Annotated in this window: 18 protein-coding genes; all 18 read left to right on the top strand. The window is 35.6% G+C overall.

All coding sequences use genetic code 11. The features are described from left to right. Positions 1–254: 254 nt before the first annotated feature. The 18 genes from AC806_RS05770 to polA all read left to right on the top strand — a co-directional run bounded on the left by AC806_RS05770 (position 255) and on the right by polA (position 19,018). Positions 255–554: an Fpa/YlaN family protein gene (locus AC806_RS05770; RefSeq protein WP_014124898.1), complete on the top strand. Its 300-nt coding sequence runs from the start codon at positions 255–257 to the stop codon at positions 552–554. 3 nt (positions 555–557) lie between these two features. Then, positions 558–1,739 (top strand): FtsW/RodA/SpoVE family cell cycle protein, encoded by a 1,182-nt coding sequence (locus AC806_RS05765; protein ID WP_014124897.1) that lies wholly within the window; start codon positions 558–560, stop codon positions 1,737–1,739. A 51-nt stretch (positions 1,740–1,790) separates the two neighbouring features. Then, positions 1,791–5,219, top strand: a complete 3,429-nt coding sequence (locus AC806_RS05760) for a pyruvate carboxylase (protein WP_069028966.1) — start codon at positions 1,791–1,793, stop codon at positions 5,217–5,219. 18 nt (positions 5,220–5,237) lie between these two features. Further along, positions 5,238–6,353 (top strand): CAP-associated domain-containing protein, encoded by a 1,116-nt coding sequence (locus AC806_RS05755; protein WP_014124895.1) that lies wholly within the window; start codon positions 5,238–5,240, stop codon positions 6,351–6,353. Further along, positions 6,350–6,775 carry a YlbF/YmcA family competence regulator gene (locus tag AC806_RS05750; protein WP_014124894.1) on the top strand — a complete coding sequence of 142 codons (426 nt, stop codon included), beginning with the start codon at positions 6,350–6,352 and terminating at the stop codon, positions 6,773–6,775. Before AC806_RS05755 ends, AC806_RS05750 begins: the two co-directional genes overlap by 4 nt. Then, the gene (locus AC806_RS05745; protein ID WP_014124893.1) at positions 6,765–7,079 is read left to right on the top strand and encodes a YlbG family protein; all 315 of its coding nucleotides are present in this window, start codon (positions 6,765–6,767) and stop codon (positions 7,077–7,079) included. The genes AC806_RS05750 and AC806_RS05745 overlap by 11 nt, the downstream gene beginning before the upstream one ends. Before the next feature lie 33 nt (positions 7,080–7,112). Beyond that, positions 7,113–7,667, top strand: coding sequence for a 16S rRNA (guanine(966)-N(2))-methyltransferase RsmD (gene rsmD / locus AC806_RS05740; protein WP_061840465.1), 555 nt, complete (start codon positions 7,113–7,115; stop codon positions 7,665–7,667). A gap of 2 nt (positions 7,668–7,669) precedes the next feature. Then, positions 7,670–8,164, top strand: a complete 495-nt coding sequence (gene coaD / locus AC806_RS05735; protein WP_014124891.1) for a pantetheine-phosphate adenylyltransferase — start codon at positions 7,670–7,672, stop codon at positions 8,162–8,164. Next, entirely contained in the window at positions 8,154–9,197 is a 1,044-nt protein-coding gene (locus AC806_RS05730) for a SepM family pheromone-processing serine protease (RefSeq protein ID WP_014124890.1), read from the top strand. The genes coaD and AC806_RS05730 overlap by 11 nt, the downstream gene beginning before the upstream one ends. A 102-nt stretch (positions 9,198–9,299) precedes the next feature. Further along, entirely contained in the window at positions 9,300–9,683 is a 384-nt protein-coding gene (locus AC806_RS05725; protein ID WP_014124889.1) for a DUF1149 family protein, read from the top strand. 13 nt (positions 9,684–9,696) lie between these two features. Next, the gene (locus tag AC806_RS05720) at positions 9,697–10,068 is read left to right on the top strand and encodes a VOC family protein (RefSeq protein ID WP_014124888.1); all 372 of its coding nucleotides are present in this window, start codon (positions 9,697–9,699) and stop codon (positions 10,066–10,068) included. A 29-nt stretch (positions 10,069–10,097) separates the two neighbouring features. Further along, positions 10,098–10,832 carry a metallophosphoesterase gene (locus tag AC806_RS05715; RefSeq protein WP_014124887.1) on the top strand — a complete coding sequence of 245 codons (735 nt, stop codon included), beginning with the start codon at positions 10,098–10,100 and terminating at the stop codon, positions 10,830–10,832. Positions 10,833–10,911: 79 nt separating this feature from the next. Further along, positions 10,912–13,089: a Tex family protein gene (locus AC806_RS05710; protein WP_069028965.1), complete on the top strand. Its 2,178-nt coding sequence runs from the start codon at positions 10,912–10,914 to the stop codon at positions 13,087–13,089. After that, on the top strand, positions 13,086–13,547 hold the full coding sequence (locus AC806_RS05705; RefSeq protein ID WP_014124885.1) for a SprT family protein: 462 nt from the start codon (positions 13,086–13,088) through the stop codon (positions 13,545–13,547). The genes AC806_RS05710 and AC806_RS05705 overlap by 4 nt, the downstream gene beginning before the upstream one ends. Positions 13,548–13,648: 101 nt before the next feature. Beyond that, a complete protein-coding gene (murC, locus tag AC806_RS05700; protein WP_069028964.1) occupies positions 13,649–14,986 on the top strand; it encodes a UDP-N-acetylmuramate--L-alanine ligase in 1,338 nt (445 codons plus the stop codon). 79 nt (positions 14,987–15,065) lie between these two features. Then, positions 15,066–15,536, top strand: a complete 471-nt coding sequence (locus tag AC806_RS05695; RefSeq protein ID WP_014124883.1) for a MaoC/PaaZ C-terminal domain-containing protein — start codon at positions 15,066–15,068, stop codon at positions 15,534–15,536. After that, positions 15,529–16,209: a Bax inhibitor-1/YccA family protein gene (locus tag AC806_RS05690; RefSeq protein ID WP_014124882.1), complete on the top strand. Its 681-nt coding sequence runs from the start codon at positions 15,529–15,531 to the stop codon at positions 16,207–16,209. Before AC806_RS05695 ends, AC806_RS05690 begins: the two co-directional genes overlap by 8 nt. Before the next feature lie 163 nt (positions 16,210–16,372). Next, the gene (gene polA, locus AC806_RS05685; protein WP_014124881.1) at positions 16,373–19,018 is read left to right on the top strand and encodes a DNA polymerase I; all 2,646 of its coding nucleotides are present in this window, start codon (positions 16,373–16,375) and stop codon (positions 19,016–19,018) included. The last annotated feature ends 2 nt before the right edge of the window (positions 19,019–19,020 follow it).

Below are 19,020 nucleotides of genomic sequence, written 5' to 3'. Positions count from 1 at the left end.
AATTCATAAAAAAGATGTATCTAAATTTTAATAAGAACATTTTATTGTATAAACAGTGTTCTTATTCAGAACTACTCAAAGAGTAGTGTGAAATAAGTAGGTAAAATCTTACTAATTCTCTATTTCCTTGTAATGCTTCTTCTGATAAACTTTTAAATAAATTATTTAATTTATTATGAATTGCTAGAACCAACTGCCCAATTTAGATAAAGTTTGTGCTATAATAGTAAAACGTAAGAATAGGAGGGAATATAATGGAATCTATTTCTCCGGAATTAGCATTAGATTTGCTTTATCAAGAGGCTGATCGTATCAAAATGTTAATTAAAAATCAGCAAAACCAATTTTGTATTTCTCAGTGCAAAGCATTTGAAGAAGTTGTTGATACACAAATGTATGGTTTGTATAGGCAAGTATCTTTTTCAGTGCGCCTAGGAGTTATTTCAGAAGAAGAAGGGCAGCAGTTGCTTAGTGATCTCGAGCATGATTTAAATCAATTATACAATGAAATATATGAAAAAAACAAAGCTATTGAAAATGGCAAGGAGGTATAGCACTTGCCTGAAAAAATAAAAAAAAGACGTTTTTTAGATTGGGGAATCCTGATCCCTTATTTAATTTTGAATGTTATTGGCTTGATGATGGTCTATAGTACGACTTCTTATGTATTATTAGAAAATGGTCAAAATCCTGGCCGTCAAGCACTTTTTCAGTTAACATTTTGGCTTATCAGTTTATTTCTGATTGCTTTTATTTATAAACTGAAAACAAATGTTTTAAAAAATAAAAAGACGGTTGCAGTCGCCTTACTCTCTGTTATTGTTTTGTTATTAGTTGCTTTTGTATTTAGTCCAGTAAATGGGGCATACGGCTGGATACAGATTCCTGGAATGGGGACGATTCAACCGGCGGAATTTTTAAAGATCGTTATCATATGGTTTTTAGCTACGATTTTAGCGCAACAACAAAGCCAAGTTCAGCATCATTTTCTATATAGTATCAGGGGTTCATTAATTGCTGCGTTCATTCCAACTTTGATTTTGATGTTTTATCCAGACTTCGGAAACGCAGCTATTATTGTTTTACTTATTATTGTCATGCTACTGGCAAGCGGTGTTAATTACGTTTACACACTTTATACAGGCTTGATCGGTATTTTCGGAAGTATTTTGGCGATATTTGGCGTCAATACGATTGGTAAGTATTTTTTACCTGATTATGTACTTTCCAGATTTGCTGTATTCCGCAATCCTTTTATCGACGAGTATGGCGATGGTTATCAAATGATTCATGGTTACTATGCTTTGTTTAATGGTGGATTGTTTGGCAGAGGCTTAGGAAACAGTATTCAAAAAAAAGGTTTTTTACAATTTGCTCATACTGACTATGCTTTTGCTATAGTGGTAGAAGAACTAGGCTTAATTATAGCAATTCTCATTTTAGGTATTTTATTTTATATGATCGCACGTATTTTATTAATCGGCATTCGTTCAAAAGATCCTTTTAATTCTATTATGTGTATCGGCATCGGCGCGTTATTTTTAATTTCCATTTTTATTAATTTGGGAGGCATTACAGGTGTCATTCCTTTAAGTGGAATTACGTTTCCTTTTATTAGTCAAGGCGGATCGAGTTTAATTATGTTTTCGGTTTGTGTTGGCTTTGCCTTAAATATTAGTGCTGATGAGAAGAAAAAAGCAATGTTGAATGAAATAGAGCAAAAAGAGGCTGAAAAATAAGTATTGTCTTATTTTTCAGCTTTTCCATAAAAAATTTTAAGGAGTGGTTGGATGGATAAAATTCTTGTAGCTAATAGAGGAGAAATTGCAACACGTGTTTTTCGTGCGTGTGTCGAATTAAATATACAAACAGTAGCGATTTATGCAAAAGAAGACGAATATTCGGTTCATCGTTTTAAAGCGGATGAAGCTTACTTAGTAGGCGAAGGTAAAAAGCCTATAGATGCTTATCTGGACATTGAAGACATTATTCGTATTGCTAAAGAATCAGGGGCTCAGGCGATCCACCCTGGCTATGGATTTTTATCTGAGAACTTAGAATTTGTTACTCGTTGTGAAGAAGAGGGTATCACTTTTATCGGTCCGTCCTCTCATCATTTAGATATTTTTGGTGATAAAATTAAGGCCAAACAAGCAGCGGTTGCTGCAGGAATTCAAGCGATACCGGGTTCAGATGGACCTGTTTCTGGTGAAGAAGAAGTTGTTACTTTTGCTAAAGAAAATGGCTATCCTATTATGATTAAAGCTGCTTTAGGCGGCGGCGGTCGTGGTATGCGTGTAGCTCATGATGAAAAAGAAGCCCGTGAAGGTTTTGCGCGTGCAAAAAGCGAAGCGAAAGCCGCTTTTGGAAGTGATGAGATCTATGTGGAAAAATATATCGCTGATCCTAAGCATATTGAGGTACAAATCTTAGGTGATAAACATGGGCATGTGATTCATCTATTTGAAAGGGATTGCTCCGTTCAAAGAAGACATCAAAAAGTTGTTGAAGTAGCACCTTGTGTTTCGCTTGATAAAAAATTACGTGAGAGAATCTGTACAGCAGCAGTTGATCTAATGCAACATGTAAGCTATATAAATGCAGGAACTGTTGAGTTTTTAGTTGAAGATGGGAAATTTTACTTTATTGAAGTCAATCCACGTGTGCAAGTAGAACATACAATTACTGAAATGATCACTGATGTAGATATTGTGACCACACAAATTTTAATTGCTCAAGGTAAAGATCTTCATCAAGATATTGGCTTAGCTAAGCAAGAAAATCTGACATTTAAAGGAGCCGCTATTCAGTGTCGTATCACAACAGAAGACCCATTGAACGATTTTATGCCTGATACTGGAAAAATAGATACCTATCGTTCTCCGGGTGGTTTTGGGGTAAGACTAGACGTAGGAAACGCTTATGCTGGAGCGGTTGTCACGCCTTATTTTGATTCTTTGCTGGTCAAAGTATGTACACACGCTGCAAGTTTTGAACAAGCAATTGCCAAAATGGCTCGTTGTATTCAAGAATTTCGTATTCGTGGTGTAAAAACAAACATGGCGTTTTTAAAAAACGTTATTTCCCATCCAGAATTTCGTTCAGGAGAAATGACGACTACCTTTATCGATCAGACACCTGAATTATTCGAATTTTCCTTTACTCGAGATCGCGGAAATAAAACAATGAAATATATTGGAGAAATTACGATTAATGGCTTTCCTGGTATTGAAAAACAAGAAAAGCCTTTCTATGAAGCCCCACGTTTGCCGAAAAATCTTATAGATGCAAAGAATGAACAAACCGCTAAAAATATTTTAGATCAACAAGGAGCAGACCAACTGAGTCAATGGGTGCGTCGACAAAATAATGTTTTGTTGACAGATACAACTTTCCGTGACGCTCACCAAAGTTTACTAGCTACGCGCGTACGTACACACGATTTGTCAAGGATCGCTGGACAAACAGAAAAAGGAATTCCGCAGCTGTTTTCTAGTGAGATGTGGGGCGGTGCCACTTTTGACGTGAGTTATCGTTTCTTAACTGAAGATCCATGGGAAAGGTTACGTCTTTTACGTAAAAAAATGCCGAATACCTTGCTGCAGATGTTATTCCGCGGCTCAAATGCAGTAGGCTATTCTAATTATCCTGATAATGTGATCATTGAATTTATCAATGAAGCCGCAAAACAAGGAATGGACATTTTCCGTATTTTTGATAGTTTGAATTGGTTGCCGCAAATGGAAAAAAGTATTCAAGCGGTAAGAGATACCGGCAAAATTGCTGAAGCTGCGATTTGCTATACGGGAGATATCAATGATCCAAGCCGACAAAAATATTCTGTACAGTACTATAAAGATATGGCACAAAACTTAGAGCAACTAGGCGCACATATTATTGCTATTAAGGATATGGCGGGGTTGTTGAAACCACAAGCGGCTTATCGTTTGATCAGTGAATTAAAAGATACAGTCGATCTACCGATTCATCTGCACACGCATGATACAAGCGGTAATGGTATCATGACTTACTCTGAAGCTGTCAGAGCAGGAGTGGATATTGTCGATGTCGCTGTTAGTGCAATGAGTGGAGGTACCAGTCAGCCAAGTATGAGTAGTTTATACTATGCTTTAGATGATAGTGAGCGTGTACCACATATTCAGATCGAAAATGTGCAAAAATTAAATCATTATTGGGAAGACGTGCGTCAATATTATCAAGCCTTTGAAAGCGGGATGAATGCACCGCAAACCGAAGTTTATATGCATGAAATGCCAGGCGGTCAATATTCCAACTTACAACAACAAGCAAAAGCGGTCGGTTTATACGACCGCTGGGATGAGATTAAAGAAGTCTATCATAAGGTAAATATGATGTTTGGAGATATTGTGAAAGTAACGCCTTCTTCTAAAGTTGTAGGAGATATGGCCTTGTTTATGGTACAAAATGATTTAACAGAAGAAGACATTTATGAAAAAGGAGAATCCATCAGTTTCCCTGAATCGGTCATCTCCCTTTTTCAAGGGGATTTAGGACAACCTGTCGGTGGTTTTCCTAAAAAGTTACAAGAAATTATTTTAAAGAGTAGAAAACCTTATACGGATCGTCCAGGTGCTTTTGCAAAACCGGTAGATTTCAATGAAGTAAGTGCCGAACTAGCAGAATTGATCGGTTATACGCCTAATCAAGATGAAGTGTTAAGTTATTTAATGTATCCTGATGTTTTCATCGCTTATCGCAAAGCTTACGAACAATATGCAGATATTAAAGTTTTAGATACACCCACTTTTTTCAAGGGAATGCGTCAAGGTGAAAAAATTACCGTAACAATTGAAAAAGGGAAAGTTTTAATTATTCGACTAGATGATATTGGAGAACCAGATATTGAAGGAAATCGTACACTCTTTTTCAATTTAAACGGTCAACGACGTGAAATTGTTGTAAAAGACACCTCTATAAAAACGAGTGTAGCTGTTAAAAAGAAAGCTGAACCAACGAATAAAGAACATATTGGTGCTACAATGTCAGGTACCGTTTTAGATGTTTTGGTTCAACGTGGGGACCGCGTAAAACGTGGGGACACACTTATGGTAACTGAAGCAATGAAAATGGAAACTTCTATTGAAGCTGGCTTTGATGGTGAAGTAAAACATGTTTATGTAGCAGCGGATGAACCTATTGCTTCAGGCGATTTATTGATTGAAATCGAAGAAAAATAGTGGAAAGGTTGTATTCTCATGAAAAAAAGAAGTCTCCTATTTACAGGTTTGTTTCTTATTTTTCTTCTTGCATTATATATGCAACCTATTTGGTTTCCGCAAGAGCCAGCAGAAGATGAGACAACTAAGCAGCTTCCTAGAACGCCCCCTGCTACTAATTTGAACTATGAAACGATTGAAACAGAAGGATTTGCACATTGGATCGAAAAAGACTTAGATGCATTTGAACAGGACTATGGTCAACCAGAAGAAAGTATGGCTTCTGGTTTCTCCTTTACCATCAATCGTTATTTAATAGATGATGAATTATTGGAAGTCAACAGTGAAGACAAAGTCATTAAAAGTATTAAGTATTTAGGAGAAGAAGATGATACAATCAAACCTTTTAAATTCGGCATGACTATGGATGAGTTATCAAAAATTGCCATGGTTTATCCAAACTTTACGATTGACTATCAAGATGAAACGATTGATTTAGAACTTGAAGAAGACGATATGAACTATCGCCCTTTAATTGCTTTTGATAATGGAACATTTGCTATTTTATTTTTTGAGCAGATGCAAGGAGAAAGTCAGTTATATGCTGTTGATTATTTAGATAGTGAAACTTTATTAAAACTTGCGCCTTATACTGTTGCTGATGATCAAGGTCCTCGCTATGCGCAAGAAAAGGGTAGTGATTGGGAAGAAATTCATCAGTTTAAAAGACAGCAAACAAGTGACTTCCTTCAGTTATTACGCAAAAGAAAGGAACAACCTACTTTTTCACTCGATAGTAATCTTCAAATGACTAGTGAAAAAACATTAGCTACTTTTATCAATGATAAAGAAGATATTTTAACCACAGAAAGGTTACAAGAACTGCAACGATTTGAAGAGGAAGAACCGGGTACTTTTATGTTAAATGATAGCGAAATGACCGATTTATTAGATGATCCTTCAATCTCTGGACACTTTGAGATGCCAGTTTATGATCCCAGTTTTTCAGTTTTATCTTGGTATAGTACACCAAGGCTTAACGAGCGGTTGTTAGCCTCAAATGAAGCCTCTTTAGCCGTTGCCTTTTCAAAAGAAAATGTGTTAATCTTATGGAAAGAATTAGATTATCAAACAGAGGAAAGTGAAAGTAATTGATTTATGATGAGCAATTATTTGCTATTGAGGATCAAATGGATGATTTATGCGAAGTGTTGGTAAAAAGTGCGACTTTCCAAAATTATTTAAGGCAAAAGGGGCTAATGTATGAAGATAAAAACGTACGGGTGTTACGTGATGATTTTATAGCCAAAAAAGAGGACTTTGAAACGGTCGCGGCTTATGGAAAATACGCCCCTGACTACAGAAAAAAACAACTCGCCTTGCGTAAAGCCAAACGAACTTTAGATCTTCATCCTAAAGTTGCTGAATTTCGCTTAGCTGAAACTGACCTGCAGTCAGTATTAGATACTATTGGAAGTAAGGTTGCGAGTACAGTTTCTGAGGGTGTTAAGGTGGATGCAGGCACTCCTTTTTTTGAAAACAATTTAGGTAAAGGAGGGAACTGCGATGGCGGATAGTTCAAAAGCATTCGAGATGCAAAAACGGCGTGGGCTCGTTGTTTGGGTATATAGTCTAAAACAATTGAAAAATTTGCGTCGCTATGGTTTTGTTCATTATGTTTCAAACAAAATGAAATACGTTATTTTATATATTAATGAAGAAGACATGCAAAAAACCATCGACAATTTACATCGTCTTCATTTTGTAAGAGATGTTGATATTTCATATCGTCCAGATATTGATATGAGTTTTGGTGAAACAGTTGGTACTGAAGCTGCTTTTCAAGTCTCAGAAAACAATGAAGAAAACCTTAGTGAATGATATTTTGTATAACCAATGGAAGGAAGTGCGATTTTGCGTGTAATATCTGGAAATTATCGAAAAATGGCATTAAAAAGTTTGTCAAAAGACACCACTCGGCCAACAACAGATAAAATTAAAGAGTCCTTGTTCAATATGATCGGTCCATACTTTGATGGGGAAAATGTGTTAGATCTTTATTCTGGTAGCGGGGCTTTAGCTATCGAAGCTATTTCCAGAGGAGCAAGGAGTGCTGTTTGTGTAGAAAAATATTTTCCAGCGTTAAAAGTAATTCAGGAAAACATCCGTTTAACCAAAGAAGAGCAAAAATTTGTGACTTTAAAGCAAACTGCAGAAAGAGCTCTTTTACAACTTGCTCAGGATGAAGCGTTGTTTGATATCGTTTTTTTAGATCCGCCTTACGCCAAACAAACGATCGTACAGGATATCGATCAACTTTTACAGTTAAATTTATTAGGACAAGATTGTTTAGTGATTTGTGAAACGGATAAAAATGTTGATTTACCTGAAGAGATAAAGCCTCTACAGCAAGTACGTAAACAAAATTATGGTTTAACAAAAATAACGATTTATAGAAATGAGGCGTAAGTATGAAAAAGATTGCATTATTTCCTGGAAGTTTTGACCCTTTAACGATGGGACACTTATCTACTATTGAAAGAGGCGCACAGATATTTGATGAAGTAATTGTTGGTATTTTTATCAACACGAATAAAAAATCTCTGTTTTCAACGGATGAAAAGGTCCAATTAGCTAAGGAAGCTTTAGCGCACCTGTCCAATGTTAAAGTCATTTCACAAGAAACTGAGCTAACTGTACAAACGGCAAGACGACTGGGCGCAAAATTTTTATTACGAGGGATTCGAAATTTTAATGATTACGAGTATGAAAAAGAAATCATGACGATGAACCGTCACTTAGCTCCTGATATCGAAACGGTCTTTTTGATGGCTGAAACAGAGTATAGTCATATTAGTTCTAGTTTATTAAAAGAAACGATGCTATTTTATGGTGATGTGAAAAAGTATTTGCCAAAAAATGTTTACAAGGCCATAAAAAAGAAGCGTGAACAAGATGAAGCGTGATTCTTTAAAAAAAACGTTAATACTTTTGATCATTGCACTCGCTATTTTCGCGAGTGTCTTTTTACCTTTACCCTATTATATTGAAAAGCCCGGTTCTACAATTGAACTTAAAGATTTAATCACTGTTAATGATAAAAAAGACCAGGAAGATGGTTCTTTTTCCCTAACTTCGGTAGGTGTTCAGCAGGCTTCAGTTGTTACAGCAATAAAAGCAAAGATTTCTCCTTTTGAAGAATTGGTTTCAGAAGAAGATCTTTTCGGTGGGGCGAGTGGTGAAGAATATGATCAGATGCAAAATTATTATATGGAATCCTCGCAAAACGCAGCGATTCAACAAGCGCTAAAGTTGGCAAAGCGCCCTTATAACTTTGAGTATAAGGGTGTTTATGTGATGAATGTGATGGAAAATTCGAGCTTTAATGGAAAAATAGATGTTGGTGACACAGTAACGAAAGTCGATGGAAAAAGCTTTGATAATAACCAGGATTTTATGGATTATGTTCAGCAAAAGTCAATTGGTGACACTGTAAAAGTAACTTATGAACATAATGATAAAACAAAGAAAGCTAGTGGCAAGCTGGTAGAACTACCAAGTAATCAAAAAGCAGGAATCGGCATTACTTTAGTAGATCACACAGATATTACTTCAAAAGACGATATTGATTTTGATGTAGAGGATATTGGCGGACCTTCTGCTGGTTTAATGTTTACACTAGAAATTTATGAACAACTGACTGAAGAAGATTTGAGAAAAGGAAAAGATATCGCAGGAACAGGTACCATTGATGAAAAAGGCAAAGTCGGGCGAATCAGTGGTATTGACAAAAAAGTGGCCAGCGCAGATGAAGCAGGTGCGCAAATCTTTTTTGCGCCCAATGATACAATAAGTAAAAAAGTATTAAAGAAAAACCCCGGCTTAAAATCTAACTATCAGGAAGCTAAAGAGACAGCTGATAGTTTAGATACGGACATGAAAATCGTTCCGGTAAAAACCTTACAAGATGCTATTGATTATTTAAAACAGATGGATTAAATAAATAAAGAGTAAAAGCTGGAAAATAAGCTATAACAGTTATTTTCCATTTTTTTGTTTCGTATATATTTATGCTATACTTAAATTTGAGAGGTGAAGTATTTGGAAATCAAACGACAACAGCCGTTAGTGGAGGCTTATCATTTTGACCAGCGAAAAAAAGAAGAAGCAGATCTTCAGACGGGGATAAATATTGGTCTAACGCCACTTAAAGCTCCTGATGAAAGCTATCCTAAGGAAAACAGTATCATTGGTACACGTTTGCGTTTTGAGATCGTCTTTTCGCAGTTTATTATTCGGGGCGCTATGGGGCAAATCAATCATATTGTCAATCAAAATATTCAAAGTCAAGATGATTTGACTAGAGAAGAAATTGATGAATTGATGGACCCTTTATTTGATATTTTACAACGATTAACTTATGAAGTAACTGAAATTATTACTGATAAACCAGGCGTTAATTTAGATTTTGAACGCAAAGAGTAGAAAAGAGGAGAAGATGTTTTCAAATAAAGTACAGATTAGTCTTTTTGTAGATGATGTAAAAAAAGCAGTTGACTTTTGGCAGTCTTTGGATTTTGCAGTGATAGATAGTCAAGAAACAGACGGCACTTTAGTAGTGGAGATTGCGCCAAGTGAAAAAGCGGAAATGAGTTTTGTCTTATATGATAGAAACTTTATAGAAAAGCAGTCTCCAGATGTAGCTACAAATCCACCACAAGTGATGTTTTTTGCGGAAAATATTACTGATTTATACAAAAAAATGGAAAATTTACCGATTGAAATTGGAGAATTAATTCAAATGGAAGAAACATTAGTGTTTAATTTCGTTGATCCAGATGGTAATTATTTTGCGGTGTCTGAAGCCTAAAGACTTTAGGACAAAGGAGGTTTTTTATCTTGAAACCTTATGTTTATGTGATTAGTGATATTCATGGAGAATTGGCACTGTTTGAAAAACTTTTAAAAGATTTTGATCCAGTAATTCATCAACTCGTTTTAATCGGTGATTTAAACGATCGCGGCAAAAAGAGTAAAGATTGTTTTTTACTAGGCAAAAAGTTAGTTGAAAAATATCATGCGATATATTTGCGTGGAAATCATGAGGAATACTTTTTACAATTTTTAAATTCTCCTGAGGATTGGTATCAAGCTTATGTACAAAATGGTGGTAAAGAAACGATGGAGAGTTTGTTATTTAAAGGATGTTGTGAAGAGTACTCGCCAACAGAAATCGCGATGACTATTCGTTCTTATTATAAACAACTGCTTCAGTTTTTAGTTGAAAGACCTTTGTATTTTGAGTGGGAAAAATATATTTTTGTCCATGCGGGGGTTGATCTGAATAAAAAAGATTGGAAGAAGACCAACCCACCGGACTTTATTTGGGTCAGGGAACCTTTTCATCAAGGAAAAAATAATACGGGGAAAACAATTGTCTTTGGACATACAATCACGCCCTTATTATATGGTGATATGCAGACAACTGCTTTGTGGATTTCCGATCACAAAATTGGTATTGATGGTGGCGCAGTATTTGGCGGCTCAGTTCATGGCGTCATTTTTAATAAAGATGGCATCGTACAAGATATTGAATATCACAAACTGACAGCAGGCTGGCAGCCTAATTTTTAAAGAAAGGAGGACTTTTTAAACAAAGTTCTCTCTTTTTTATGTTATAATAAAAGTTATGTGAAATGAAAGGTGTGTCAAAATGGCGCAAGAAATTAACGAAAAACTTCTTCCTTTATTACAGGAAGAATTAACACAATATCGCACAAAACAAATACATACTGTATTAACTTTATTAAATGATGGGAACACGGTGCCTTTTATTGCCCGTTATCGAAAAGAGATGACCGCTGATTTAGATGAAGTTCAAATTCGAGAAATTGAAGAACGTTATCATTACTTGGAAAATTTGGAAAATCGTAAAGAAGAAGTTTTGCGACTGATCGAGGAACAAGGAAAGCTAACTTCGGATTTAAAAAGTAAGATTTTAAAATCTCCTAAAATGCAGCAAGTGGAAGATCTTTATCGTCCGTACAAGCAAAAACGAAGGACAAAGGCAACTATCGCCAAAGAAAATGGATTAGAGCCTCTTAGTCAATGGTTATTAACTTTTCCGCAAGCAGATGTTTATGCTAAAGCAGAAGAGTTTGTCAACGAAAAAATAGCCACGACCGAAGACGCACTAACTGGAGCGCATGAAATTATGGCTGAACAGTTCGGTGATATAGCCAAATTCAGAAGCTGGATTCGTAATGAAACTTTTCAAAATGGCCGCTTTGAAAGTCAGGCAAAAGATAAAGAAAAAGATGAAAAAGGCGTTTATGAAATGTATTACGATTTTTCAGAGCCTATTAAAAAAATAGTTTCACATCGGATTTTAGCTTGTAATCGCGGTGAAAAAGAAGGCATATTAACGGTTTCGCTTAAAAGCGATGAAACAAAAATATTGAATTATCTAAATCGGCAATTAATAAAAGATGCATCATCTCCAGCTGCTTCATTAGTGGTTGCAGCTTATCAAGATGCTTATAAACGTTTTATTGCTCCTGCCATTGAACGTGAAATTCGTAATGAATTAAAAGAGAAGGCAGACGAACAAGCGATCGCGATTTTTGGCGAAAACTTACGCAACTTGTTATTGCAACCTCCTTTAAAGGGCAAAACAGTTCTAGGCTTTGATCCTGCTTATAGAACAGGATGTAAACTGGCTGTTTGTGATGAAACTGGGAAAGTGCTTGCTATTGAAGTGATATATCCACATAAACCTGCTTCTGCTGAAAAAAGAAAAACAGCGGATGAACAGTTCAATCAACTTGTGGAAAACTATCAAGTAGATATGGTTGCTATTGGTAATGGTACGGCAAGTCGTGAATCAGAACAATTTGTTGCTAGAAATTTACAATCGATTACGCGTGATGTTTACTATGTAATTGTCAATGAAGCTGGAGCTTCAGTTTATTCAGCTAGTACGATTGCGCGTGAAGAATTCCCCAACTTACAAGTAGAAGAGCGTAGTGCGATTAGTATTGGTCGTCGCTTGCAAGATCCTTTAGCAGAATTAGTGAAAATTGATCCTAAAGCTGTAGGTGTGGGGCAATATCAACACGATGTTTCACAAAAAAGATTGAATGAGCAGTTGGATTTTGTAGTAGAAACAGCTGTCAATCAAATTGGTGTAGATGTAAATACCGCTAGTCCGCAACTTCTACAACATATTTCAGGTTTAAATAAAACAACGGCAGGAAATATTGTTAGTTATCGGGAGGAAAATGGCGCTTTTACGAAGAGAACACAGTTGAAAAAAGTCTCACGTTTAGGTCCTAAAGCTTATGAACAAGCCATTGGCTTTTTACGGATTCTCGGAGCTAAAAACATTTTAGATAATACTGCCATTCACCCGGAAAGTTATACTGCAGCCAAAAGCTTACTAGAAAACCTACAATTGGATTTATCAGATGTTGGTACTTCCTATGCTAAAGAAGTGCTGGAAAGTTTGTCTCCGGAAAGTTCGGCTGCTAAATTAGATATTGGTGTGGAAACACTTAAAGATATTATCTACGCGCTTATTCAACCCGGACGTGATATGCGTGATAGTATGCCCGCGCCGCTTTTACGCAAAGACGTTTTATCGATGGAAGATTTGAAAGCAGGCATGCAATTAACAGGAACGGTCCGCAATGTGATTGATTTTGGCGCTTTTGTGGATATAGGTGTTAAACAAGATGGACTTGTGCATATTTCAAAATTGAGTCCGAAATTTGTTAAACAGCCCACTGATGTTGTTTCAGTCGGTGATATCGTTACTGTTTGGATTGAACAGGTTGATTTGAAAAAAGGACGCATAAGTTTAACGATGATCGATCCAGGAGAATCAAAATGACTGAGGATGAATTACAATTATTAGTGGAAAAAATTTCCATACAGTTTTTTAATAAACCTTTTTTACATCAGGCATTTTTTAATCAACGTTTACAAACAACAGGTGGCAGATATCATGCAAGTGACCACCACTTAGATTTTAACCCTAAGATGGCTAAACTTGATCACAAGATCTTTATTGGAATTATTAAACATGAGCTATGCCACTACCATCTGCATATTGAAAATAAAGGTTTTCAACATAAAGACGCAGATTTCAAGGAATTGTTGACAAAAACGGGTGGTTTACGCTATGCTCCAGATATTCGAACGAAGCAAAGCTTTCATGTGTATAAGTGTCAAAACTGTCAGTTGACGATTACTAGACAAAAAAGAATTAATACACAACGCTTTGTTTGTGGTAAATGCAGTGGTAAACTGCTATATCAATATACCTATACAAAAAAAATCGGAAAATAAAAATCTTTTGCTATTTTTTATCTTTTATTAGATAATATATTCCAGTTTGGTAATGACGCTTTGGTTGTTATCAATTTTTCCGAGAAAAGAGGATTCTAATAATGACAAATCAAGATAAAAAAATCTACCATTTTGTAGGGATTAAAGGCTCAGGAATGAGTTCTTTGGCATTAATTTTGCATGAACAAGGAGAACAAGTGCAAGGATCTGATGTAGAAAAGTATTTTTTCACTCAGGTTGGCTTAGAAAAAGCTGATATTCTTATTTACCCATTTGATGCAAATAATATTACGGAAGGTTTGACTGTGATAGCCGGTAATGCTTTTCCTGATACTCATGAAGAATTAGTTCGAGCCCGTGAGTTAGGTTTAGAAGTCATTCGTTACCATGACTTTATTGGACACTTTATTCAACATTTTACAAGTATTGCTGTTACTGGCTCGCACGGGAAAACGAGTACAACCGGTTTATTAGCCCATATACTAAGTGGCATTGAATCGACTAGCTTTTTAATCGGTGATGGTACAGGTCATGGAAGAACCGATGCTGAATTTTTTGCTTTTGAAGCTTGTGAGTACCAACGTCACTTCTTAGCTTACAGTCCAGATTATGTAATTATGACGAATATCGATTTTGACCATCCAGACTACTTCAAGAGTATCGATGATGTATTTTCTGCTTTTCAAACCATGGCTAAGCAAGTTAAAAAAGGGATCTTAGCTTTTGGTGATGATCCTTATTTACGAAAATTAGAAGCAGATGTTCCTATTTATTATTACGGTGCGAATTCAGATGATGATATTCGGGCTGAAAATATCGCACGTACCACGACTGGTTCAGCTTTTGATGTTTATTTCCACGATGATTTCATCGGACACTTTGATTTGCCGGCTTTTGGTCAACATAATATCAATAATGCCTTAGGTGTTATCGCTACGGCTCATTTAGAAGGTTTTGATATGAAAGAAGTTGCCGAAGAAATGGCTTCATTTTCTGGAGTAAAACGTCGTTTTAGTGAAAAGAAAGTCTCTGATATGGTAATTGTCGATGACTATGCACATCATCCAGCAGAAATTAAGGCTACAATTGACGGTGCTCGTCAAAAATACCCTGATAAAGAAATCGTGGCAGTTTTTCAACCCCATACTTTTTCGCGTACCATTGCTTTAATGGATGATTTTGTCGAAGCACTTAATTTAGCAGATAGTGTTTATTTATGTGACATATTTAGTTCTGCGCGTGAACAAGCTGGTGATGTAAAAATAGAAGACTTAGCAAATAAGATTGATCAAGGTGGCGAAGTTATTCAAGAAGACAACGTTTCTCCACTTCTAGATCATAAAGATGGCGTGATTATTTTTATGGGCGCCGGAGATGTGCAAAAATTTGAACGCAGCTATGAAGATCTTTTAAGTAATACAACACGAAGTGTATTATAAGAGCGTTAGCTAGCTTGACACTTTTTTTATAGTTGATAAAATAATAAAATAAAAATCATAGACATAGGAGGCTAGTTGATTGGATATAGGGAAGTTAAATAATTTAGGAAAGGCAATTGATGAAATCGAAGAAGGGCAGACCATGTCTGTGACTGAAGCGATTGAAGATGACCAGCTATTATTATATTTAGGTTTGACCAATGATGCGAATCCTTTGTATATCCAGCATGATTATGCCCGTAAAACGATTTATAAGCAACCGCTCGTGCCTTCAGTATTATTGATTGGTATTGTAACCAGTACGATCTCAAAACACTTTCCAGGACCCGGTTCACATGTGGTGAATTTATCGGTTAATTTTGTAGAAGCTGTTTATCATTACGAAATGTTGACTTTTTTACTAGAAGTTATTAAAGTGGATAAACATAAAGACGTCGTGACTATTTCTGTAGAAGCTGTTAACACTGAAGAAAAGCGGGTTTTAGATGCGGTCGTTATGGTTCAACCTCCTATGATTTATGAAGAAGAAAGCGAGGAAAATAATGAATAATAATCCAGCAATTGAAGCAAAAGGTGTGAATCACTTTTATGCTAAGGTATATGGCATCTTTGCTTTAGGGCTTGGCATCAGTGCTATTTCAGCGTATTTAGCAATGACGATGTTTTTTGAACAAACCATTTCTTTTATCGACAGCTTTCCTTTAGGATTAACCGGCATATGGTTGGCTGAAATCATTTTAGTGGTTTTGCTTAGCGCTAAAGCACAAAAAAATCCTTCGTTAACCATCGCAGGTTTTGTTGTTTATTCGCTGTTAAACGGGCTTGTTTTATCGGTTACTTTATCGATGTATACGCAAGCCTTGGTCGGAAAAGCTTTTGCTACAGCGACAGCTACCTTTTTAGCTATGGCTTTATATGGGGCGATGACAAAACGTGATTTAAGCGGAATTGGTCGTGCAGCGATTGGACTTTTAATTGGTGTGATTGTGGCAACACTCATCAATTTCTTTTTACAAAGTCCAGCTGTTGATTATCTTTTATCCTATTTAACAGTCGCGATCTTTTTAGGTTTAACTGCTTATGATAATCAACAAATAAGAAATTTATATTTTGCTACAGCTGGTCAAGATAATACCGGTTTTGCTGCCTTTATGGCATTACAACTTTACCTAGATTTTATTAATCTATTCTTATCCTTCTTACGTATTTTTTCTAGAAATTAAAAGAAGTTTAACGTTTCGATGTTCTGAGAAAACCTCTCTTTTCATTCGGAGCGTTTTTTTAATAATCGTTAGTTTACTTAAGGATAACAAACCATAAATGATCGCTTTCGTCCTCATTGTTTGTTAAAATAGGTAAAGAGAATTTGAGTGAGGGGATAAAAAAATGGCAAAAAATAAATTACTACTGGTAGATGGTAATAGTGTTGCATTTCGCGCATTCTATGCCTTACACAGTTCATTAGAACGCTTTAAAAATCCAAGCGGTCTTCACACCAATGCAATTTATGCTTTTAATTTAATGTTTGAAAATGTAATGGAAAAAGAAAAGCCTAGTCATGTACTAGTAGCTTTTGATGCAGGCAAAACTACTTTTCGTAATGAAATGTATGAAGATTATAAAGGTGGACGGGCTAAAACACCGGGAGAATTAAATGAACAGCTTCCTTATATAAGAGAGTTGATTAATGGCCTTGGAATCTCTTATTATGAGTTAAAAAACTATGAAGCAGACGATATTATCGGTACTTTAGCCGAGCAAGTAGATAAAGATAAATTTGATGTTACTATTCTCACAGGAGATCGGGATTTAACCCAGTTAGCAACTGATGATGTAAAAGTCGCTATTACCAAAAAAGGTGTCAGTGATACAGAAGATTATACGCCAGAGCATATTGCTGAAAAATATGATGGTTTAAAACCTAAACAAATTATCGATATGAAAGGACTAGCGGGAGATTCGTCTGATAATATTCCAGGCGTAACAAAAATTGGGGATAAAACTGCAATCAAATTATTAAATCAATATGATTCTGTTGAAGGTGTTTACGAACATATTGATGAGATGAAACAAAGCAAGATGAAAGAAAACCTAATTAATGATAAAGAAACTGCCTTACTTTCGAAAAAATTAGCCACAATAAATATATCTGCTCCTATTGATGTTTCTATTGATTCTTTAAAATATGAAGGTAGCGATTTGGATAAACTTGTTCCTTTTTATAAAGAAATGAATTTCCGAACATTTTTGGATAATTTGGATGTCGGAGAAGAAGAAAATAAGATGGAGGACATTTTATTTGAAGTGGTTGATGAACCGACAGAAGAAATGTTTACCGATGAAATGGCTTTATATGTCGAAATGTTGGGTGAAAATTATCATGTAGAAGATATTGTAGGCGTTGTATGGGGTAACGATAAGAAAATTTATGTCACAAAAAGCGATAAGATTTTTGAAAATAAGGCTTTTAAAAACTGGTTAACCGATAAAAGTAGAGGAAAAAGAGTCTATAACGCAAAAAGCACCCAAGTAGCGTTGAATCGTTACATTGCTTTGCCTGAAGGTTTTTCTTTTGATGTTTTGGTTGCTGCTTATTTATTGGACAATACAGATAATACGGATGATATTGCAGGGATTTGTGCACATTATGATTATCAAGATATCCAATCAGATGTGGCTGTTTATGGTAAGGGTGCAAAAAAAGGTCTACCCGAAGATGATGAGACGTTTTTTGCCCATTTAGCAAGAAAAATCAAGGCTATTCAATGGCTTACGCCTAAATTAGAAGGTGAGCTTAAAGATAAAAATCAACTCGATCTATATAAAAATTTGGAAGCTCCTATTTCTTCCATTTTAGCTGAAATGGAAATAACAGGTATTACAGTAGATGCCCAACGATTGAATCAAATGAAGGATGAATTTGCTCAAAGCTTACAAAAAATTGAGGAAAAAATCTTTGAGCAAGCTGGAGAAAAATTCAATATCAATTCGCCTAAACAACTAGGGCATATTTTGTTTGAAAAGATGAACTTGCCTGTCATTAAAAAGACCAAAACAGGTTACTCGACGGCTGTTGACGTTTTAGAGCAGTTAAAAGATAAATCACCGATTGTTGAAAATATCTTAAAATACCGGCAGATTGCTAAGATCCAGTCAACTTATGTTGAAGGACTTTTAAAAGTCATTTTACAAGATGGTAAAGTTCACACGCGTTATCTGCAAACTTTAACGCAAACAGGGCGTCTAAGTTCGGTCGATCCAAACTTACAAAATATACCTATTCGTCTAGAAGAAGGACGAAAAATTCGACAAGCTTTTGTTCCGCAAAAGCACGACTGGGTCATTTATTCTTCTGACTATTCACAAATTGAATTGCGCGTGCTTGCTCATGTTTCAAAAGATGAGCATTTACAAGAGGCATTTAATGAAAACCAAGATATCCACGCCAGTACTGCTATGCGTGTGTTTGATATTGAAAAACCTGAAGATGTAACAGCTAATATCAGACGTCAAGCCAAAGCAGTAAACTTTGGGATTGTTTATGGTATATCAGATTATGGTTTATCACAAAACCTAGGTATTTCTCGTAAAGAAGCCAAAAATTATATTGATACTTATTTTGAACGCTACCCTGGCGTGAAAAAATATATGAACGATTCTGTAGAACAAGCAAAGGAAAAAGGTTTCGCTGAGACGCTTTATCATCGTCGTCGTTATCTTGAGGATATTAATTCTAGAAACTTTAACTTAAGATCTTTTGCCGAAAGAACAGCGATTAATTCACCGATTCAAGGTAGCGCTGCTGATATCTTAAAAATTGCTATGATCGAATTAGATAAACAATTAAAAGAAAAACAACTAGAAACGAACATGCTTTTACAAGTACATGATGAGTTAGTTTTTGAAGTTCCAGAAAGTGAACTTAAAACACTAGATCAATTGGTAAAAGAAGTTATGGAAAATGCTGTTCATTTAGATGTTCCGTTGATTACCGAAAGTAGTTGGGGGAAAACTTGGTATGATGCAAAATAAAG

This window comes from Tetragenococcus halophilus, assembly GCF_001712815.1.
Taxonomy (GTDB): domain Bacteria; phylum Bacillota; class Bacilli; order Lactobacillales; family Enterococcaceae; genus Tetragenococcus; species Tetragenococcus halophilus.
Note: the sequence above shows the minus strand (reverse complement) of the source record. Positions and strands in the feature narration are given on the sequence as shown.

Bases quoted from the DNA above. Each gene is read 5' to 3' on its own strand.
- AC806_RS05770 (WP_014124898.1), top strand. From the start codon at position 255: ATGGAATCTATTTCTCCGGAATTAGCATTAGATTTGCTTTATCAAGAG.
- AC806_RS05760 (WP_069028966.1), top strand. From the start codon at position 1,791: ATGGATAAAATTCTTGTAGCTAATAGAGGAGAAATTGCAACACGTGTT.
- AC806_RS05755 (WP_014124895.1), top strand. From the start codon at position 5,238: ATGAAAAAAAGAAGTCTCCTATTTACAGGTTTGTTTCTTATTTTTCTT.
- AC806_RS05745 (WP_014124893.1), top strand. From the start codon at position 6,765: ATGGCGGATAGTTCAAAAGCATTCGAGATGCAAAAACGGCGTGGGCTC.
- coaD (WP_014124891.1), top strand. From the start codon at position 7,670: ATGAAAAAGATTGCATTATTTCCTGGAAGTTTTGACCCTTTAACGATG.
- AC806_RS05730 (WP_014124890.1), top strand. From the start codon at position 8,154: ATGAAGCGTGATTCTTTAAAAAAAACGTTAATACTTTTGATCATTGCA.
- AC806_RS05720 (WP_014124888.1), top strand. From the start codon at position 9,697: ATGTTTTCAAATAAAGTACAGATTAGTCTTTTTGTAGATGATGTAAAA.
- AC806_RS05710 (WP_069028965.1), top strand. From the start codon at position 10,912: ATGGCGCAAGAAATTAACGAAAAACTTCTTCCTTTATTACAGGAAGAA.
- AC806_RS05705 (WP_014124885.1), top strand. From the start codon at position 13,086: ATGACTGAGGATGAATTACAATTATTAGTGGAAAAAATTTCCATACAG.
- murC (WP_069028964.1), top strand. From the start codon at position 13,649: ATGACAAATCAAGATAAAAAAATCTACCATTTTGTAGGGATTAAAGGC.
- AC806_RS05690 (WP_014124882.1), top strand. From the start codon at position 15,529: ATGAATAATAATCCAGCAATTGAAGCAAAAGGTGTGAATCACTTTTAT.
- polA (WP_014124881.1), top strand. From the start codon at position 16,373: ATGGCAAAAAATAAATTACTACTGGTAGATGGTAATAGTGTTGCATTT.